Source organism: Streptomyces sp. ISL-36 (assembly GCF_018614205.1).
Taxonomy (GTDB): Bacteria; Actinomycetota; Actinomycetes; order Streptomycetales; family Streptomycetaceae; genus Streptomyces.
Map to the genome: position 1 here is coordinate 1 of NZ_JAGGOS010000136.1, position 19,126 is coordinate 19,126.

The window sequence follows — 19,126 nt, forward strand, 5'->3', positions numbered from 1 at the left end:
GGCGCGCCGCCGCCCTCGCCCGCCCCACCATTGCCGCCCCCGTCTGCGTCGCCGTTGGTGATCCCGTAGAGGAAGCGGGAGGCGCGGGAGAGCACCGCGTCCGGCCGGTGGCCCTCGGAGGCGTACGCGCGCAGGGCGATCCGGAGCTGTCCCATGAGTCCGGCGGCGCGGACGTCGTGGCCCTGGACGTCGCCGATGACCAGGGCGATGCGCCGGCCGGGGAGCTGGATCATGTCGTACCAGTCGCCGCCGACCTGCAGTCCGCCGCCGGTGGGGACGTACCGGGCGGCGACGTGGAGGCCGGGGATGCCGGGGCCGAGGACCGGCATCATCGTGCGCTGCAGGCCGAGCGAGAGCTCGCGCTCGGACTCGGCGACGCCGGCCCGGGCGAGGGCCTGGGCGAGCATCCGGGCGACCGTGGTGAGGACGGAGCGCTCGTCGGGCGTGAAGGCGACGGGGTGCTTGAAGGCGGCCATCCAGGCGCCCATGGTGCGGCCGGCGACGATGAGGGGGAGGTAGGCCCAGGACTGTCTGCCGAATCGTTGCGCCAGCGGCCAGGTCACCGGGAAGCGGCGCAGGTACTCCTCCGGCGTCGGCAGGTAGATCGCCCGCCCGGTCCGTACGACCTCGGCCGCCGGATAGTCGGTGTCCAGGGACATCGAGCTGAAGGGGCCCTCGTCGCCCGCGTTGTGCCCGTGGTGGCCGATGACCGTCAGCCGGTCGCCCGCCGCGCCGAAGACGGCGAGCCCGTCCGGCGAGAAGCCCGGCATGGAGAGCGAGGCGGCGACCCGCAGCACCTCGGCGGTCGACCGGGCCTCGGCGAGCGCCCGGCCCGCGTCGAGCAGGAACGCCTCGCGCGAACGGCGCCAGTCGCCGGTGACGGGGGTGCGGGCGGCGGTGCCGGGCTGGGGTTCGGCGACCTCCTGGAGGGTGCCGACGAGCTGGTAGTCGTCGCCCTCGATGAGCGGCTTGGACCTGCTCCGTACGGTACGGATCACCCGGCCCTGGCCGTCCATGATCCGCAGTCGGGCCTCGGCGAGGGTCCCCTCCGCCACGGCGAGGTTCACCACCCCGTCGATCTCGTTCCAGTCGACCGGATGGAACCGGGAGCGTACGGCCGCCTCGGTGAGCCGGGCGGGCTCGGCGGGCAGCCCGAGGAGCCGGGCCGCCTCGGCGTCGAGCGTGACGATCCCGGACGCGTTGTCCCAGCGCCACAGGCCTGTCGCGATCGCGGCCAGGACGTCCTCGGTGCGCATTGCCCTACTTTATGAATATCGGACACCAGGTCGCCACTGAGCGTATTCGAAAAGGGATCTTGGCTCGCCCGGTACCCTTGACGGGCTTAGATATATCTAGGCTCTCCACCGATTCCGAAGACTGGATGAACGACGATGCATCGGTACAGGTCCCACACCTGCGGCGAGCTCCGCGCCTCTGACGTCGGCACCGACGTCCGGCTGAGCGGCTGGCTGCACAATCGGCGCGACCTGGGCGGCATCCTCTTCATCGATCTGCGCGACCACTACGGCATCACGCAGCTCGTCGCGCGGCCGGGTACCGCGGCCGCCGAGGCGCTCGACAAGCTGACGAAGGAGACCGTCGTCCGGGTGGACGGCAAGGTCGTCTCGCGTGGCGCGGAGAACATCAACCCGGAGCTGGCCACCGGTGAGATCGAGATCGAGGTGACCGAGGTCGAGGTCCTGGGCGCCTCGAAGCAGATCCCGTTCACCATCAACACCGACGACGGTGTGAACGAGGAGCGGCGTCTGGAGTACCGCTTCCTCGACCTGCGCCGCGAGCGCATGCACCGCAACATCATGCTGCGCTCGGCCGTCATCGCCGCCATCCGCTCCAAGATGGTGGCCCTCGGCTTCAACGAGATGGCGACGCCGATCCTGGCCGCGACCTCCCCCGAGGGCGCCCGTGACTTCGTCGTCCCGTCCCGGCTGAACCCGGGCAAGTTCTACGCGCTGCCGCAGGCGCCGCAGCAGTTCAAGCAGCTGCTGATGATCTCCGGCTTCGACCGGTACTTCCAGATCGCGCCCTGCTTCCGCGACGAGGACGCCCGTGCCGACCGTTCGCCGGGCGAGTTCTACCAGCTCGACGTCGAGATGAGCTTCGTCGAGCAGGAGGACGTCTTCCAGCCGATCGAGAAGCTCATGACGGAGATCTTCGAGGAGTTCGGCGGCGGCCGTCACGTCACGTCGCCGTTCCCGCGGATCCCGTTCCGCGAGTCGATGCTCAAGTACGGCAACGACAAGCCGGACCTCCGCACCGACCTGGAGCTCGTCGACATCTCGGACGTCTTCGAGAACTCCGAGTTCAAGGCCTTCGCCGGCAAGCACGTCCGCGCCCTGGCGGTCCCGAACACCGGTGACCAGCCCCGCAAGTTCTTCGACTCGCTCGGCGACTTCGCCGTCTCGCTCGGCGCCAAGGGCCTGGCCTGGGTGCGCGTCGGCGAGGGCGGCGCCCTCACCGGCCCGATCGCCAAGTTCCTCACCGAGGAGAACGTCAAGGTCCTCACCGAGCGCCTGGGCCTGCAGGCCGGCCACGCCGTCTTCTTCGGCGCGGGCGAGTTCGACGAGGTCTCCAAGATCATGGGCCCGGTCCGGGTCGAGGCCGCCAAGCGCGCGGGCCGGTTCGAGGAGAACGTCTTCCGGTTCGCCTGGATCGTCGACTTCCCGATGTACGAGAAGGACGAGGAGACCGGCAAGATCGACTTCTCGCACAACCCCTTCTCGATGCCGCAGGGCGGCCTGGAGGCCCTGGAGACCCAGGACCCGCTGGACATCCTCGGCTGGCAGTACGACATCGTCTGCAACGGCATCGAGCTGTCCTCCGGCGCGATCCGGAACCACGAGCCCGAGATCATGTTCAAGGCCTTCGAGATCGCGGGCTACTCGCGCGAGACCGTCGAGCACGAGTTCGCGGGCATGCTCCGCGCCTTCGAGTACGGCGCCCCGCCGCACGGCGGCATCGCCCCGGGCGTGGACCGCATCGTGATGCTTCTGGCCGACGAGCCGAACATCCGCGAGACGATCGCCTTCCCGCTCAACGGCAACGCCCAGGACCTCCTGATGGGCGCTCCGACGGAACTGGACGAGGCCCGCCTGAAGGAGCTGAACATCCAGCTGCGCAAGCCGGTCGAGAAGAAGGTCGTGGACGACCGCCCGGTCACCGAGGCCGTCCACCCGGACGCGGCGCGGTAAGCCTCAGGGGTGTGTGAAGGGCCCGGGCCCGTCTTCGGACGGCCCCGGGCCCTTCGCCGTGTGGGTAGCTGACGTTCCAGCCAGGCGACGACTCCGGGGGCGAGGTGTTCGGCGTCCGTGACGGAGAGGAGGAGGCGTGGGTCCTCCCGGCGGAGGCCGGTGAGGACGCCGATGGCGGTCTGGAGGAGATCGGGGTGGGGTAGGCGGGCCGCGGTGTCGCGCGGAGCCCGCGGGTCCCATGGCCAACGCACTCCACCACGCGGCAGCCCCTCGTAGCGGTTCACAGCCCAGCTCGGGGAGGCGCCCAGGTGTGTCACCCATGGAGGTGAAGGCCTTGGATCTGCACCTCTCGGGCCTATGGCATATGCCAGGCTCGCGGTCATGGCGACTGCGACGAACCCGGCCGTGGAGGCAGGCGAACACGTACCGTGGAAGGCACCACCGATCTGGGAGGAGTCTGCCGTGAGCGTCCTGACACAGGAGGGCTTCGAAGAACTGGCCCGCCTTGGCGAACGCGTGGACGAGTCTCTGCGTCTGGAGTGCATCGACGGCAAGATCGGGGAGAAGGCTGTGCCGGACGGCGACCACGGGCGGATCATCGAGTGGCTCACGCGACTGTGCATCCAGACCGACGCGGGATGGTGGCTTTACCCCGACCAAGGGCTGAGGATCGAGAAGTACAGGAAGGGCAACGCGCGCCCCGACGGCTGCCTCGCGCCCAGTGGCACATTCGTCGGCCAGGGCGAGTGGGCCAGTGCCGACGGCGTCCTCATGGTCGTCGAGGTCACCTCGGGCGACTCCGACACCGGCCGCCGCGATCGCGTGGAGAAACCGCGCGCCTACGCCGAGACCGAGATCCCCGTCTACCTCCTGATCGACAGGACCGCCGGCGAGGTCAAGGTCCACTCCCAACCTGACGGCGAACGTTACGAGTTGGTGGCGACGGTGCCGATCGGCAAGACGGTCACTCTCCCGGACCCGGTCGGCATGGACCTGGACACGGAACCGCTGAAGAACTGGGTGCACTGAGGGGGCGCCGGGGTGCACTCGGGTCTCGGGCCCTTGCCACAGATCAAGGAAGCCGGGGTACGAGCGACAACCATGCTCGGAGGTCTTGGGCCACAGGGTGGTCTCCGCTCAGCAGAGGCTGAATCGGAATCAACGGGATCAGCATGTTCTCACGTGATCCGTCTCTCATCGGAGTGGGTACTCGACTGCATCCTGCCGACGCTGAGATCTCGCAATTGCTCCCAGTGGTCCGATGGGACGGAAGGTGCGGGGGTCGCATGGACGTGCTGCTCCAGCTCCGCCATGGGCCGGTTGGTGATGTCGTACCCATCGGCTCCATCGTCGGCTGCAGTCGAAGAGCAGTCAGCAGAAGAAGATTCCTGCGCGCTTTCCAAGGCTGCCCTGCCAATTCAGGACTCTCGTGTGACGACTCGTCATCCTGGCTCAGTCATCAGGGAATTTGCTCACGACCGTGGCTCCAGATCGAGCGATACCAACACGGATCCCTCGCGGAGACCGGCGAGTGGACCACCCGACAAGTGCACTCTGGCGTTGTGCGGGGGATCGAAGAATTCCACTTGTCGGTTGTATCGCTCGATCTGATTCAGAGTGAGCTGCGGGACGGATTGTTCTAGCGTTTCCTCCTCCGCGACGAAGATCTGACCGACTCGCGCGATGCCGCCGATGCATCGGACGATGCAGACGCCACCGTCACTGTCCTCAAATTCGATCGAGTAAATCTGGAGCCTACTGTTGACCGGCATATCTGTATGCCTCCTTGAGGAATTGGGTCACCTGGTCGCTGGTCAGTTTGGGGATGCCGGCGGCCCGAGCTCGTCAGCTCCGTCCTGCGGCCCGCCGCGTCGTACGACCATGCGCTCAGCGCCCCGCCCGGCGTCGTCCGGCCCGTTCGGCGGCCCGCCTTGTCGTGGGTGAAGGAGAGCGTACGGCCGTTCACCGTCGTCCCGACTGCAATCGCATTGGCCGGAAACGGCTGTGGCCGCCGGCCCTGAGAGGGGCGGCGGCCACAGCCGTACGCGGATCGAGGACGGTCAGTCCTTCTTCGGCTCCTCCAGGCGCGGGAAGAGCACCGCGCCCTTCGTCACCGTCGAGCCCGCCGGGAGGCGGCCCCACTCGCCGGCCGCGGCGAGGGGCTGGGCCGCGAGGGCGCCCAGGCCGGCCTCGGCGCCGAGGGAGTCCCAGAGCTTCTGGGAGGTCTCCGGCATGATCGGGTTGAGCAGGACCGCCACCGCGCGCAGCGACTCGGCGGCCGTGTAGAGGATCGTCGCCAGGCGGGCCCGGCCCGCCTCGGACTCGTCCTTGGCGACCTTCCAGGGCTCCTGCTCCGTGATGTAGCCGTTGACCTGCTTCACGAAGTCGAAGATCGCCAGGATGCCGCCCTGGAAGTCCAGCTCCTCGCCGATCTTCCGGTCGGCCTCCACGACCGCCTTGGCCAGGCCCTCGTGGATCGCCGTCTCCGCGTCGCCGTCGGCCGTCGCGGCCGGCAGGGCGCCGTCGAAGTACTTGCCGACCATGGCCGCCACGCGCGAGGCGAGGTTGCCGTAGTCGTTGGCGAGCTCGGAGGTGTAGCGGGCGGTGAAGTCCTCCCAGGAGAACGAGCCGTCCTGGCCGAACGCGATCGCCCGCAGGAAGTACCAGCGGTACGCGTCCACGCCGAAGTGCGAGGTCAGGTCCTGCGGCTTGATGCCGGTCAGGTTCGACTTCGACATCTTCTCGCCGCCGACCATCAGCCAGCCGTTGGCCGCGACCTTGCCGGGCACCGGCAGGCCCTGCGCCATCAGCATCGCCGGCCAGATGATCGCGTGGAAGCGCAGGATGTCCTTGCCGATGAGGTGCACGTTCGCCGGGAACGTCTCGTCGAACTTCGCCTGGTCGGAGCCGTAGCCGACGGCCGTCGCGTAGTTCAGGAGCGCGTCGATCCACACGTAGATGACGTGCTTGTCGTCCCACGGGACCGGGACGCCCCAGTCGAAGGTCGAGCGCGAGATCGAGAGGTCCTCAAGGCCCTGCTTGACGAAGTTCATGACCTCGTTGCGGGCCGACTCCGGCTGGACGAAGCCCGGGTTGGACTCGTAGAACTCGAGGAGCTTCGGGCCGTACTCGCTCAGCTTGAAGAAGTAGTTCTCCTCCTTGAGGATCTCCACCGGCTTCTTGTGGACGGCACACAGCTTCGTGCCGTCCTCGGCCTCGATGAGATCGCCCGGGAGCTTGTACTCCTCGCAGCCCACGCAGTACGGGCCCTCGTAGCCGCCCTTGTAGATCTCGCCCTTGTCGTACAGGTCCTGCACGAACTCCTGGACGCGGTCCGTGTGACGCTTCTCCGTCGTCCGGATGAAGTCGTCGTTCGCGATGTTCAGGTGCTCCCAGAGGGGCTTCCAGGCCTCCTCGACGAGCTTGTCGCACCAGGCCTGGGGCGTGACGTTGTTCGCCTCGGCCGTGCGCATGATCTTCTGACCGTGCTCGTCCGTGCCGGTGAGGTACCACACCTTCTCGCCGCGCTGACGGTGCCAGCGCGTGAGCACGTCGCCTGCGACGGTCGTGTAGGCGTGGCCCAGGTGAGGAGCGTCGTTGACGTAGTAGATGGGGGTCGAGACGTAAAACGCCTTCGCCCCCTGCTTCTCGGATCCAGTGGCCGCCATGGTCGAAATCCTAACGGCCAGTTCAAGATCCACTCACATCGATAACCGGGGGCCGGGGCGGAACGGGAGACGGAGAGGTCCGCGAAACGTTCCCCCGCGTAGAAAGAGCCATGCACAACAGCGAGGAAGAGAGCATGCGCGTACTGGTCGCCGAGGACGAGGAGGTCCTCGCGGAGCTCGTCGCCACCGGGCTGCGGCGGGCCGGCTTCGCCGTCGACACCGTCTACAGCGGCGACGCCGCCCTCGCCTACCTCGGGCTGCACGACTACGACGTCGTCGTCCTCGACCGCGACCTGCCCCGCGTCCACGGCGACGACGTGGCGCGCGAGCTCGTCGCCTCGGCAGCCAGGACCCGGATCCTGATGCTGACCGCGTCGGCGACGACCGAGGACCGCGTCGAGGGCCTCGACCTCGGGGCCGACGACTACCTCGGCAAGCCCTTCGAGTTCCCCGAGCTCGTCTCCCGGGTGCGCGCCCTGCGACGGCGCAGCGCCCGTCCCGTACCGCCGCTCCTCGAACGGGCCGGGCTGCGGATGGACACCGTCCGCCGGACGGCGACGCGCGACGGGCGGGGCCTGGACCTCTCCCCGAAGGAGTTCTCCGTGCTGCAGATCCTCCTGGAGGCCGACGGCGCGACCGTCTCGGCCGAGGAGCTCCTGGAGCGCGCCTGGGACGCCCACACCGACCCCTTCACGGGCGCCGTACGGGTCTGCATGAGCAAGCTGCGCGCCAAGCTGGGGGAGCCCGCCCTGATCCGTACGGTCCAGGGCGTGGGGTACGCGCTGTGATCGGCTCCGGATCGACCATCCGGACGCGCATCGCGCTGGTGTACGGAGGCGTCTTCGTCGTCCTCGGCGGATGCCTGCTGGCGGTGGTGAACCTGCTCTCGCGCGCCGGTACGGCAGGGGAGGCGGAGGCCATCGCCGCGCGCGTGCGCGTGGTGGCACCGTTCGAGACGGTCACCGCGTACCGGCTGAGCGACGACGTCAGCCGGGCCGCCGGCGAGCAGATGCTCATGTGGTCGTGCCTGGCGCTCGTCGTCATGGCGTTCGGCGCGGTCGCCGTGGGGTGGTGGACGGCGGGGCGGGTGCTGCGGCCGGTGCACGAGATGACCGCCCGGGCTCGGCGCCTGTCGGAGCGGAACCTGCACGCGAGGATCGCGGTGGGCGGCCCCGACGACGAGCTGAAGGAGCTCGGCGACACGATCGACGCGCTGCTCGGCCGGCTGGAGACCGCCTTCGACAGCCAGCGGCGGTTCATCGCGAACGCCTCGCACGAGCTGCGGACCCCGCTCGCCACGCAGCGGGCCGCGATCCAGATCGGGATCGACGACGCGTCGGAGGTCAAGCAGGTCCTGCTCGACAGCAACCGGCGCAGCGAGCGGCTCATCGAAGGGCTGCTGGTGCTGGCCCGCAGCGAGCGGGGGCTCGAGGGGCGCGAGGCCGTGGCGCTGGGGGAGGTGGTGGGGGAGGAGTGCGAACGGTACGGCGTGGAGTGCGCCGGCCGGGGTGGCGTCGTCTCCGGGTCCCGGGTGCTGCTGGGGCAGCTGGTACGGAACCTGGTCGCGAACGCCGTCGCGTACAACGTGCCGGGCGGCGTCGTGGAGGTGACCGTCGAGGGCGGCGTGGTGACCGTCGTCAACACCGGGCCGGTCCTCGCCCCGGCCGATGTGCCGGCGCTCTTCGAACCGTTCCGGCGGGGTCAGGGGCGCGACCGGATGGGGCCGGGGGCGGGGCTCGGTCTGTCGATCGTGCGGTCGATCGCGGACGCGCACGGGGGGACGGTGGATGCCGTGGCGCGGCGGGCGGAGGACGGGGGCGGCCTGGTGGTGACGGTGACGTTGCCCGCCCCGCCACCACCAGGTCCCTGATTCCCGGCTAGCCCTGCCAGCCGGCGAGCAGGCCCCGGAAGAAGGCGGGGTGCGCCGTCTCCACGGGGGTCGGTCCGGCCAGGTAGTGGCCGGTACGGGGAGCGGTGAGCTTACGGAGGTAGTCGAAGGCCTTGTTGTCCTCGTCGCCCCAGGCCACGAACTGCCAGTGGATCGGGCGGTCGGCTGCCTCGGCCAGCGCCTGGGTGGCGGCGGTCCTGGACTCGGGAGCGCCGTCGGTCTGGAAGACGACGAACGCGGGCCGGGCCGGGTCGGTCTTCTCGTGGTGGGCGAGGACCTCTTCGACGGCACGGTGGTAGTTGGTGCGGCCCAGGCGGCCGAGGGTGGCGTTGATCTCGTCGATGCGGGTGGGGGTGAGGGTGGCCGGCGTGAGCTCGGCGGTGCCGTCGATGTCGGTGGAGAAGAAGACGGCGGTGACGGTGGCGTCCTCGTCGAGGTGCGCGGCGAGGGCGACGGTCTGCTCGGCGAGCCGCTGGACGGAGCCGTCCTTGAAGTAGCCGCGCATCGAACCGGAGCGGTCGACGACGAGATACACGGCGGCCCGGGCGCCGGTGAGCTCCTGCTTCTTGAGCACGGCACCGGCGGCCTTGTAGGCGTCGACGAGATGCGGCGCGTCCGCCTTGACCCGCGCGAGCGCGACGGCGGGACGGCCGGCCTCGGCGACGGGCGCGGCGTCGGCGACCGGCTCCGGCTCGGCTTCGGCGACCGGTTCCGGGGCGACCTCGGGCGCGGCTTCGGTGACCGGTTCCGGGGCGACTTCGGCCTCGGGCTCGGTCTCGGCGACCGGTTCCGGGGCGACTTCGGCTTCGACGACCGGCTCGGGCTCGGCTTCGACGACCGGCTCGGGCTCGGCTTCGACAACCGGCTCCGGCTCCGTCTCGACAACCGGCTCCGGCTCGACTTCGGCCTCGGCAACCGGCTCCGGCTCGGTCTCGGCGACCGGCTCCGTGGCGTCGGCCGTCACGACCGGTTCGGCTGACACGGTCACGATCGGTTCGGCTTCGGTTTCGACTTCGGCGGCCGGTGCGGGCTCCGCAGAGGCCGGAGCCTCGGAGGCGACGGCGGTCTCCGCCGTCTCTGCCGTCTCCGCCGTCTCCGCCGACCGGGACTGCGGGACCTTCGGGTTGTCGAAGGCCGCCGCCACCAGGTCGTCGGCGGCGTACGTGCCCGCCGTCTCCACCGAAGTGGCTTTCTCGGTCGCGCGCTCGGCGGACCTCTCGGCCGAGGCCGGGGACGGAACCGTCACCGACACAGGCTCCTCAGGCGCGACCCGCTCCGTCTGGGGCGGGACGGAGGTCGCCGGAGTCTCCTCGTGCCGTTCCGCACGATCACGTCCGAACACCTTGCGCAGCAAGCTCCGAATACCCATGGGCGAGGCCTTTCGCATGAATGGGGTGCGGTGAATGTCCGTACTGGGAGGATCATCCCTGGCCAGGGCGGACACGTAAGGTTAACGGCCCGGGGTGTGTCGCCCCCGGCCCCCTCGGTTCCCATTCCGTATCGCTTCTCGCCGCCGGTCGCCGCGCATTCATCCGCCGTTCACTCCGACGCCGCTCCCCTGCAGATGTGCACACATAGCGTCACCGCCGAACGGATTCCCGACACCATGTCGGCGCAGTGTGCGCCGTAGGAGGACGAAGTGCGCAAACTGCTGCCGCTGCTGACCACCAACCCGCACGGAGGCGGCCGTTCCGCCCTCACCTGCCGGTTCCGCTGTGGTGACGCCTGTTTCCACGAGGTGCCCAACACCAGCGACAACGAGTACGTCGGTGACGTCATAGCCGGCGCGCTCTCGCGCCGTTCCATGATGCGTGCCGCCGCCGTCGTGACCGTCGCCACCGCCGCCGGGACCGGTGTCGCCCTCGGCAACGCCCCCGCGGCCGAGGCCCGTCCCCACGCCCCCGGCCGTACCGACGGCGCCCGTGGTCTGCGCTTCGCTCCCGTCGCGCCCAACACCGCCGACCAGGTCACCGTCCCGGCCGGCTACGCGCAGAACGTCGTCATCCGCTGGGGCGAGCCGATCCTCCGCGGCGCTCCGGCCTTCGACGCCGACCGGCAGTCCGCCACGGCGCAGGCCGGGCAGTTCGGTTACAACAACGACTTCCTCTCCCTGCTGCCGCTGCGCGGGGAGCGGGACCGTCAGGTCCTCGTCGCCAACCACGAGTACACCGACGAGATTCTGATGTTCAAGGGGTACGACTCCGAGAACCCGACCCGCGAGCAGGTCGAGATCGCCTGGGCCGCCCACGGTCTCTCCGTCGTCGTGGTCCAGGAGGAGCACCGTTCCGGCAGGCTCACCCCTGTCCCCCGCCACCACCTCAACCGCCGCCTCCACACCACCAGCGAGTTCGAGCTGACCGGCCCCGCCGCCGGCTCGAAGCTTCTGCGGACCTCCGCGGACCCGGCCGGCCGCACCGTCCTCGGCACGCTCAACAACTGCGCCGGCGGCACCACCCCGTGGGGCACCACCCTCCACGGCGAGGAGAACTTCAACCAGTACTTCGCCAACGGCTCGTCCGCCACGGACAAGCGGTACGGCGTCGGTACCGGCGCCTCCGAGCGCAAGTGGGAGCGGTTCGACAAGCGGTTCGACCTCAAGCAGGAGCCCAACGAGGCCCACCGTCAGGGCTGGGTCGTGGAGCTCGACCCGTACGACCCCGACTCCACGCCCAAGAAGCGCACCGCGCTCGGCCGCTTCAAGCACGAGGCGGCGCAGCCCCGGCTGACCGCGGACGGCCGTCCGGTGGTCTACATGGGTGACGACGAGCGCTTCGACTACTTCTACAAGTTCGTCTCCTCGAAGCGGATGAAGAAGGGGAACTCGCGCGCCGCCCGCGAGCACAACCTCACCCTGCTCGACGAGGGCACGCTGTACGTCGCCAAGCTGACCGGTGACTCGCCCGGCGAGGTCGACGGCACCGGCAAGCTGCCGAACGACGGCGAGTTCGACGGTTCCGGTCAGTGGATCCCGCTCGCCACGGGCGATGTCTCGCACGTCCCCGGCATGACCGCCGAGGAGGTGTACGTCTTCACCCGCCTCGCCGGTGACAAGGTCGGCGCCACCAAGATGGACCGTCCCGAGGACGTCGAGCCGTCCCCGCGCACCGGTCGCGTCTACGTCGCGCTGACCAACAACTCCAACCGCGGCAAGACGGGCTACGCCCCCACCGACGAGGCCAACCCGCGCAACTCCAACAAGCACGGCCAGGTCCTCGAACTGGCCGAGTACTGGGACGATCCGGCCTCCGACCGCTTCGCCTGGCGTCTTTTCCTGGTTGCGGGCGACCCGAACGACCCGGCCACCTACTTCGCCGGCTTCCCCAAGGAGAAGGTCTCCCCCATCTCCTGCCCGGACAACGTCGCCTTCGACCCGCACGGCAATCTGTGGATCTCCACCGACGGCAACCAGCTCGGCTCGCACGACGGCCTGTTCGGTGTCGCCACGCAGGGCGAGCGGCGCGGTGAGCTCAAGCAGTTCCTGACCGTCCCGAAGGGCGCCGAGACCTGCGGCCCGATCATCCAGGACCGCCGGGTCCTCGTCTCCGTCCAGCACCCGGGCGAGGTCGACGGCGCGTCCGTGGAGAAGCCCGCCTCGGTGTGGCCCGATGGGCCCGGCAGGATCGTCCGCCCGGCGGTCGTCGCCGTCTGGCGCAAGGACGGCGGGGACATCGGCGTCTAGCCGGTCCGATGCCGGGGTGAGGGGTGCGGGGGGCGCCCCTCACCCCCGTTCCGGGCGATCCGTGACCGCCCCCGGGCCGTCACTCCACCCCCAGGTTCTCCCTGAACCGGACGAACTGCTCCTCCGGCTCGCCGGTGTACGACCACGGCACCCACGAGGCGCGGGTGCCGAGCATGCCGAACACCTCCCGCGCCACGTCCAGCTGGCCCGCGTAACAGGCGGCGTGGACCAGATAGTTGAGGTCGGCCACCTCCTCGGGCGCCACCGGGCGGCCGGGCTCCCGGCCGCCGATCCAGCGCGCGTACGTGCGGCGCAGCTCGGTCACCGCGAGCTCGTGCTTCCAGTGCTGGTCGAAGCCGCGCACCGGTCCGCGCCCGAGCGCGCCGTCGGCGATGTAGCGGTACTCCTCCACCCGGGCGACCTGCACGAGGATCGGCAGCGGCGATCCGGGCGGTGCCACGCCGGCCGCGTCGCGCGCGAAGTCGTACATCGCTCCGTGCGTGCCGTGCCATCGCGCCGACCAGTAGCGCATCACCTGCGCGTGGCCCTCGGTGTTGTACGGGTCGCGGCGGCGCAGCTCGTCGAACCACTGGCGCAGTTCCCTGCGTTGGACCCCGCCCTCGTAGAGGCGGGCCACCGAGAGCAGCGAGACCCAGGGCATCGGGTCGGCGGGTGCCGCCTGCGCCGCGGCGAGGCAGGCGTCGACGATCGCGTCGAGCCGCCCCCGGTCCACGGTGCTCCCCCGGCCGGCCGCGATCGCCGTGTCGAAGACCCGGACGACCTCGGTCGCCGCCCGCAGGACCGCCGCGTCCGGGCTGTCCGGCTCGGCCGCCCGCCACGCCTCGACCGTGGAGCTGCCCGCCGCGGCGTGCGCGAGCAGCCGCAGCCGGTGCGTACGGCGCGGCCAGTCCTCGCCAGTGGCCCTCAGCAGGTCGCGTACGCCCTGCCAGCGGCCGATGACGATGTCGTGCCGGGCCTCGGTGAGCGCGCGGTCGCCGAGGTCCGGATCGAAGTCGGGCGTGAAGCGGGCTGAGCGGCCCGAACGGGTCGCGCGGCGGCGAACGGCCATCGATGTTCCTCCCTCGGGGTCAGCGCCGGGTAGCCGTCAGAAGTCAGAAGTCAGAAGCCGGAAATCGGTTGGAATCGGAGGTCGGACGTCAGAAATCGGTGGCGAGGGACTCGTCCGCGCGGCGGGCGCGGGGCGTGGCCGGTGCGAACGGTCCGGCCGCGGCCAGAGCCCGGGCCGCGTCGAGCCGGGAGGGGCGGTAGTAGGCGCTCCCCTTACGCCAGTACACGATCATCGGGACCACGCCGACGAGCAGTCCGCCGAGGCCGATGACGAGGGCGGTCGTGGTCAGTTCGCCCAGCGACTCGACGAACGCCCACAGCATGAACGCGGAGCCGAACAGCGGCCACACCCCGCCGAGGAGGAAGTTCCGTACGGAGGTCAGCAGGACCGACTTGTAGGCGACGACGGCGGCGATGCCGGCCAGGCCGTAGTAGAAGGCGATCTGCAGGCCGATCGCGGAGACGGCGTCGCTGAGGATCCGGCCCACCGAACCGGCGGCCGCGGCCGCCCCGAACATCAGCAGCGCGGCGCCCCCGACGGCGGCGATCGCCACCCATGGCGTGTTCCAGCGCCTGTGCACGGTCCCGAGCGCGGCGGGCATCGTGCGGTCGCGGCCCATGGCGAACAGGGAGCGGGTCACCTGGATGAGGGTGGTCTCCAGGGTGGCGACCGTCGACAGCAGCACGGCCAGGACCAGCAGTTTGCCGCCGGCGCCCGGCCAGATCGCCTGGCCGAGGACGGACAGGACGTTGGCGCCGGCCGCCTCGATCTGTCCGGCGCTCAGCAGCACGTTGACCGCGACCGTGAACGCCTCGAAGAGCAGAAAGACGACGCCGACGCCGACGAGTGCGGCGAGTCCGGCCGTACGGCGGCTGTCGCGGGTCTCCTCGCTGAGATTGCTGGTGACGTCCCAGCCCCAGTAGTAGAAGGCGGCGATCAGGGCGCCCGAGGCGAAGCCGGCGGAGCCGTCGAAGTGGCCGAAGCCGAGCCATGACCAGTCGAAGGCGGTGGCGTGGCCGCGGTGGGCGAGGGCGGCCAGGACGAAGACGAGGAGGATGACGATCTCCACGCCGGACATGAGGAGTTGGGCCCGCACCGTGAGGCGGGCGCCGCCCAGGACCACCAGCAGCATCATCAGGAACCAGCCGGCGCCGACGGCGGCGGCCAGCGGGGTGCTCTTCGCCAGTTCGGGGTCGAAGAGGGAGAGCGTCATCGCTCCGGCGGGCAGCGATCCGGCGACCATGAAGACGGTCGCGGAGACGACGAGGGCCCAGCCGGAGAGGAAGCCGAGGAAGGGGTGGAGGGTGCGGCCCACCCAGGAGTATCCGGCGCCCGCGTTGACGTCGATCCGCCCGAGGCGGGCGTAGGCGAGGACGATGCCGAGCATCGGGATCGCGCAGTACAGCAGGGCCGCCGGTCCCGCCAGGCCGACCGCGCCGAAGAGGACGGCGGTGGTGGCGGCCAGCGAGTACGCGGGTGCGCTGCCCGCGACGGCCATGACGATGGTGTCGAAGGTCCCGAGGACGTTGGGCTGGAGCCCTCTGCCGGTGGTGGTGCGCATGGCGATGTCCTTGGGTGGCACGGGGAGATGGCGCAGGACGGAGTGACCGTGCCGTCGGGTCGTTCGTCTCCCGGTGGAAGCACGGGTCAAGGTGAATCGAGCGCATCGTAGTCGCACCGGTGGATTCCGGTAACGGCGGTGGGGAGGGTTCTCTTCGGTGACCGCCGGTAAGGGCATCCGTACGCCCCATGGCGCGGGTTTCGGGCGCGCCGGACGCTGATCCGGCCTGATCGACCGGGCACGCTCTAATCCGTCTCCCGCCTGGGAGTTGCGATGGCCCGGGCCGCTGTGACCTCCTGCCGGAGCGGGGCGAGGACCCCGTCCTCGTCGCCGGTCAGCTCCGCTCGGACCTCCACCAGGACGTCGCTGCTGCGCAGTCCGTCGGCGAGTTCCCGCAGCTGCCGTTCGACGGCGGTGACTTCTTCCGCTTCCGGGGCGGGGGCGCCGTGGTCGACGCGGACGCGGGCGGCGGTCGTGGCGTCCACGATCCGCTCCACGGCGACGACCAGCGGCCACCAGGCGGAGGCCCGGGTCCCGGTGGGCGGTGGCTCCGTCAGCGCCCGCTGGAACTCGGAGCGCACGGCCGACAGGTCGCGGTAGAGCGCCCGCCGGGCCCGGACCCGGGCAGCGGCCTCCTCTTCCTCGGGCGGGCAGAACGCCCGTGCCACATAGGTCGCCGTGTCCGCGACCGCGTCCGCGAGACGGTCCCCGATGCGGGTGTGCCAGGACTCGGGCCAGAGCAGATAGCCGGCGACCAGGGCGATCGCGCAGCCGATGAGGGAGTCGTAGAGCCGGGGCAGCACCAGGTCGAAGCCCTGCCGGTTGAGGAGGTCGGAGAGCAGCAGGATGACCGGGGTGATCGCCGCGGTCTGGAAGACGTACCCCTTGGCCGAGAAGGCGGGGATCAGCGCGGCGAGCACCAGCATCACCGGCACGTCCCACCAGCCGCGGGGGACCTCGGCCAGGACCAGCGCGGCGACGACGAGACCGGCCGCCGTGCCGAACGCGCGGAGCACCGCCCGGGAGAAGACCGAGCCGAAGTCCGGCTTCATCACGAAGGTGACGGTGAGGGCCACCCAGTACGAGCGGGGCACGGCGATCAGCGAGATCAGCGCCTGGGCGAGGCCGATGCAGAGGGCGAGCCGCAGCCCGTACCGCCAGGACGCGCCGGAGAACAGGACGGCGCGGGCCGCCCGGCGGGCGCGTACGCCGAGGGCGGCGGGGCGGCCGAGGCGGTCGTCCACGTTGTAGGGCTTGGGCTCGGCCTTGTGGACGACGGTCGCCGCGTGGCGCAGCGCCTGGTCGACGGCCTTCTCCGAGGGGCGAGTGGCCTCCGGCAGGTCCAGGACCGGGGTGCCGGTGCGGCCCTGTTCGACGGCGTCGGCGAGCTCGCGCACGGCCGCCGGGATCTCGGCGGGCAGTGGCCGGTGGAAGCGCCGGGCCGCCAGGTGGGCGGCGGGCGCGGCCTCCACCAGCGGGATCACCACGTTCAGCTGGGAGAGCAGCCGGACGAGGGTGGGGGCGCGGCCGTGCTGGCGGGCGCGGCGGGCGAGGACGAGGTCGTAGGACTGGTTGAGGGAGGTCGTGACGGCCCGGCGCCTGTCGTCGTACGTGTCCGAGCCGGCGGCTTCGAGGAGGTCGGCGACGGCCCGGTAGGTGCCGGCGACGGCGGTCCGCTCGGGGACGCCGCCGCGCAGGGGCCATCCCAGCAGCGTCAGGACGAGGACGACGACTCCGCCGAGGGTGAGGAGGAGGGGAGCCGTCCACCAGGGATCGGGCATGGGCAGTCCGGCGCCGACGGCGGCGTTGAGGAGCAGCAGGAGGCCGGACACGGAGGCCACGGCCCCGATCGACGAGATCATCCCGGAGACGAGCGCCACCAGGGTCAGGGCGGTGACGGCGAGCCAGCCCCGGCCGAAGACGAGGGCGCCGAGGGTGACGCCGAGCGCGCCGAAGAGCTGGGGGACGGCGATGTTGTAGAACCGCATCCGGTACGCGTCGGCGGTGTCGCCGATGACCCCGGAGAGAGCGCCCATGGAGACGAGGGCGCCGTAGACGGGCCGGTCGACGGCGAACCCGACGGCGAGCGGCGCGGCGAGCGCGACGGCCGCGCGGACGACGGCGGCCCAGGGGATGGGCGCGGCTTGCGGGCGGAGCCCGGCGGTGAGCCAGGGTGGGGGTTTCGCCATGGCCCCAACGTACGACGCCCGCCGCCTCCGCTCCCCGGGAGCCGGGCGGTCGTTCCGGGCGGTCGTTCTGGGCAGGCTCGCCGGGCAGGCGTTCCGCGCGGCGCGGGGCGTGCCACCACGGCGGGCGGTGGGCGGGGGTGGGCGGTGGGTCAGCTGCGGTAGTTCTCGACCTCCGCCGCCGGGCGGACCGCGGCCGTGTCCGGGTCCTCGCCGAACTCGGCCTTGGCGCGGCGCTGGCGCAACAGGTCCCAGCACTGGTCCAGTTGCACCTCGAGCTCGGCCAGCCGGGACCGCTCCTCCGGGAGCAGACCGCCCGACCGCTGCCGCAGCGCCCGCTCCTCCTCGACGAGTGCGCCGATGTTCTCCAGGATCTGGTCGTCGTCGTGCATGTGGTCCATGTACCCAGCGTGGCCGATCAGCGGCCCGCGTGCAGGTCGAGCTCGGCCAGGACGGCCCGGTGGTCGGTCCCGGCCAGGTCGAGGAACCGCACCCCGTGGACCCGGAAGTCGTCGCTGACCAGCACGTGGTCGATCTGGACGTACGGCGGCAGCGGCCCCTCCCGGGGCCAGGTCGGGGTCCGGGCGGCGCCCGCCAGACGGGCTGCGTCGTGGAGACGGCCCGCGGCGAGGACGGAGCGGAACGCGGCGTGGTCCTGGGAGGCGTTGAAGTCGCCGGCCAGGAGCACGGGGCCGGAGTCGCCGTGCTCGGCGGCGAAGCGTTCCAGCCGACCCAGCTCGCTCTTCCACAGGTCCACCTGCCCGGGCAGCGGCGGCAGCGGATGCGCGAGCCGGAGCTCCACGTCCCGGCCGCCGATCCGCGCGGTGGCACCCGGCATGCCCATCGCCGCGGGGATCGCCGGCCGGGCGGTCAGCGGAAGGGCGCTCAGGATCACCGAGCCGGCCGAACCCGCGCCGTCCACGACGGCCCGGTACGGGTGGGAGGCGCCGAGTGCGGCGGTGAGGGTGCGCACACAGGAGCGGTCGCACTCGCAGACGTGGACGAGGTGCGGCCGCTCCCGTCGTACCGCGGCCGCCAGGTCTCCCGTCGCCTGCCCGAACTCGACGTTGGCGGCGAGGACCCGCAGCCGTGCGACGACCGGTCCGCGGGCGGTCGTCGTGGCCGGGCCGTGGGGCAGGACGCACCAGGCGGTGGCCCCGAGGACCAGCGCCGCCCACCCCGCGAGCAGCCGTTCCCGGGCGGCGAGGGCGAGGAGCAGCGCGAGCGCGGCCGGGAGGATCAGCCAGGGGAGGAAGGACAGCGCCTGCGGTACGGGGGTGAGCGCGTCGGTGTCGAGGAGCCGGCAGCCGGTGGTCAGGGTCGGTACGGCCACCAGCAGCCCGGCGGCCCAGCCGGCGAGGCGCCGCCCGGGCGGCCGGCGGGGTGGCGGCGGGCCGGTCACGGGCGCGGTCCGCACCGTCAGTGCCGCAGCGCCTGGCCGATCTCCGCCGTCGTCTCGCCCGAAAGGGTGCGGTTGCTGCGCGCGGTCCCGGTTCCGGACCGCCCCGGGTCGACGCCGTCGATGTTCAGGACGACCGTGTCGAGCAGCTTGCCGTCGCCGTCACGGAAGTTGACCAGGATCGTGTAGTCGGCCTTCCTGTCCTGGGGATTGGTCGCGGTGACCTCGGCGGTGGTCCGGTCGCCGTCCTTCGCCGTCGGCCCGGCCTTCACGTCGCCGGTGGCGTTCACCCCGTCCTTGACCTCGCCCATCTTCGACGCGGCCGCCGCGGTGGCGGACGAGACGATGTCCCCGACCTTCGCCCTGTCCTCCTCGGAGCAGGCGACGGTGGCGAGCGCCAGCAGCGCACAGCCGGCGGCCGCAGCGCCGACCCGCGCCATGGCACGGGCCCGGGTGCGGGCGCCGGC

At 71.3% G+C, this 19,126-nt stretch carries 15 protein-coding genes and 1 pseudogene; 5 read left to right on the forward strand and 11 right to left on the reverse strand.

From position 1 onward, the window contains the following. On the reverse strand, positions 1-1,256 hold a 1,256-nt coding region (locus tag J7E93_RS30585; protein WP_215073266.1), incomplete at its 3' end, for a PP2C family protein-serine/threonine phosphatase. 135 nt (positions 1,257-1,391) lie between these two features. On the opposite strand from J7E93_RS30585, the gene aspS reads away from it, so the two are divergent. Together aspS and J7E93_RS30595 are read left to right on the forward strand one after the other, a co-directional pair. Then, positions 1,392-3,209 (forward strand): aspartate--tRNA ligase, encoded by a 1,818-nt coding sequence (aspS, locus tag J7E93_RS30590; RefSeq protein ID WP_215073267.1) that lies wholly within the window; start codon positions 1,392-1,394, stop codon positions 3,207-3,209. Positions 3,210-3,671: 462 nt separating this feature from the next. Next, positions 3,672-4,238, forward strand: coding sequence for a Uma2 family endonuclease (locus tag J7E93_RS30595; protein WP_308368842.1), 567 nt, complete (start codon positions 3,672-3,674; stop codon positions 4,236-4,238). Positions 4,239-4,681: 443 nt separating this feature from the next. On the opposite strand, the gene J7E93_RS37560 is transcribed toward J7E93_RS30595, so the two are convergent. The 3 genes and pseudogenes from J7E93_RS37560 to metG all read right to left on the reverse strand — a co-directional run bounded on the left by J7E93_RS37560 (position 4,682) and on the right by metG (position 6,877). After that, positions 4,682-4,981 carry a hypothetical protein gene (locus J7E93_RS37560; RefSeq protein WP_251067317.1) on the reverse strand — a complete coding sequence of 100 codons (300 nt, stop codon included), beginning with the start codon at positions 4,979-4,981 and terminating at the stop codon, positions 4,682-4,684. Between the two features lie 71 nt (positions 4,982-5,052). Next, positions 5,053-5,193: pseudogene (locus J7E93_RS38445) on the reverse strand (hypothetical protein); the annotation flags it as partial. Between the two features lie 76 nt (positions 5,194-5,269). Then, positions 5,270-6,877, reverse strand: a complete 1,608-nt coding sequence (gene metG, locus J7E93_RS30605) for a methionine--tRNA ligase (RefSeq protein WP_215073270.1) — start codon at positions 6,875-6,877, stop codon at positions 5,270-5,272. A 134-nt stretch (positions 6,878-7,011) separates the two neighbouring features. On the opposite strand from metG, the gene J7E93_RS30610 reads away from it, so the two are divergent. Beyond that, entirely contained in the window at positions 7,012-7,665 is a 654-nt protein-coding gene (locus J7E93_RS30610) for a response regulator transcription factor (protein WP_215073271.1), read from the forward strand. Next, on the forward strand, positions 7,662-8,747 hold the full coding sequence (locus J7E93_RS30615; RefSeq protein WP_215073272.1) for a HAMP domain-containing sensor histidine kinase: 1,086 nt from the start codon (positions 7,662-7,664) through the stop codon (positions 8,745-8,747). Before J7E93_RS30610 ends, J7E93_RS30615 begins: the two co-directional genes overlap by 4 nt. Positions 8,748-8,754: 7 nt before the next feature. On the opposite strand, the gene J7E93_RS30620 is transcribed toward J7E93_RS30615, so the two are convergent. After that, on the reverse strand, positions 8,755-10,011 hold the full coding sequence (locus J7E93_RS30620; protein ID WP_374105451.1) for a VWA domain-containing protein: 1,257 nt from the start codon (positions 10,009-10,011) through the stop codon (positions 8,755-8,757). Between the two features lie 393 nt (positions 10,012-10,404). On the opposite strand from J7E93_RS30620, the gene J7E93_RS30625 reads away from it, so the two are divergent. Next, positions 10,405-12,444, forward strand: a complete 2,040-nt coding sequence (locus J7E93_RS30625; protein ID WP_215073274.1) for a PhoX family phosphatase — start codon at positions 10,405-10,407, stop codon at positions 12,442-12,444. A 79-nt stretch (positions 12,445-12,523) separates the two neighbouring features. On the opposite strand, the gene J7E93_RS30630 is transcribed toward J7E93_RS30625, so the two are convergent. The 6 genes from J7E93_RS30630 to J7E93_RS30655 form a co-directional block, all read right to left on the reverse strand. Further along, the gene (locus tag J7E93_RS30630) at positions 12,524-13,513 is read right to left on the reverse strand and encodes a hypothetical protein (protein WP_215073275.1); all 990 of its coding nucleotides are present in this window, start codon (positions 13,511-13,513) and stop codon (positions 12,524-12,526) included. Between the two features lie 88 nt (positions 13,514-13,601). After that, on the reverse strand, positions 13,602-15,074 hold the full coding sequence (locus J7E93_RS30635) for an APC family permease (RefSeq protein ID WP_215073276.1): 1,473 nt from the start codon (positions 15,072-15,074) through the stop codon (positions 13,602-13,604). Between the two features lie 245 nt (positions 15,075-15,319). Beyond that, positions 15,320-17,263, reverse strand: coding sequence for an FUSC family protein (locus tag J7E93_RS30640; RefSeq protein ID WP_215073277.1), 1,944 nt, complete (start codon positions 17,261-17,263; stop codon positions 15,320-15,322). Positions 17,264-17,412: 149 nt separating this feature from the next. Further along, entirely contained in the window at positions 17,413-17,652 is a 240-nt protein-coding gene (locus J7E93_RS30645) for a DUF2630 family protein (RefSeq protein ID WP_215073279.1), read from the reverse strand. A gap of 26 nt (positions 17,653-17,678) precedes the next feature. Next, the gene (locus tag J7E93_RS30650; RefSeq protein ID WP_215073278.1) at positions 17,679-18,662 is read right to left on the reverse strand and encodes an endonuclease/exonuclease/phosphatase family protein; all 984 of its coding nucleotides are present in this window, start codon (positions 18,660-18,662) and stop codon (positions 17,679-17,681) included. Between the two features lie 17 nt (positions 18,663-18,679). Beyond that, positions 18,680-19,126: hypothetical protein (locus J7E93_RS30655; protein WP_374105452.1), on the reverse strand; the 447-nt coding region annotated here is incomplete at its 5' end.

Bases quoted from the DNA above. Each gene is read 5' to 3' on its own strand.
- aspS (WP_215073267.1), top strand. From the start codon at position 1,392: ATGCATCGGTACAGGTCCCACACCTGCGGCGAGCTCCGCGCCTCTGAC.
- J7E93_RS37560 (WP_251067317.1), bottom strand. From the start codon at position 4,981: ATGCCGGTCAACAGTAGGCTCCAGATTTACTCGATCGAATTTGAGGAC.
- metG (WP_215073270.1), bottom strand. From the start codon at position 6,877: ATGGCGGCCACTGGATCCGAGAAGCAGGGGGCGAAGGCGTTTTACGTC.
- J7E93_RS30610 (WP_215073271.1), top strand. From the start codon at position 7,012: ATGCGCGTACTGGTCGCCGAGGACGAGGAGGTCCTCGCGGAGCTCGTC.
- J7E93_RS30630 (WP_215073275.1), bottom strand. From the start codon at position 13,513: ATGGCCGTTCGCCGCCGCGCGACCCGTTCGGGCCGCTCAGCCCGCTTC.
- J7E93_RS30635 (WP_215073276.1), bottom strand. From the start codon at position 15,074: ATGCGCACCACCACCGGCAGAGGGCTCCAGCCCAACGTCCTCGGGACC.
- J7E93_RS30640 (WP_215073277.1), bottom strand. From the start codon at position 17,263: ATGGCGAAACCCCCACCCTGGCTCACCGCCGGGCTCCGCCCGCAAGCC.
- J7E93_RS30645 (WP_215073279.1), bottom strand. From the start codon at position 17,652: ATGCACGACGACGACCAGATCCTGGAGAACATCGGCGCACTCGTCGAG.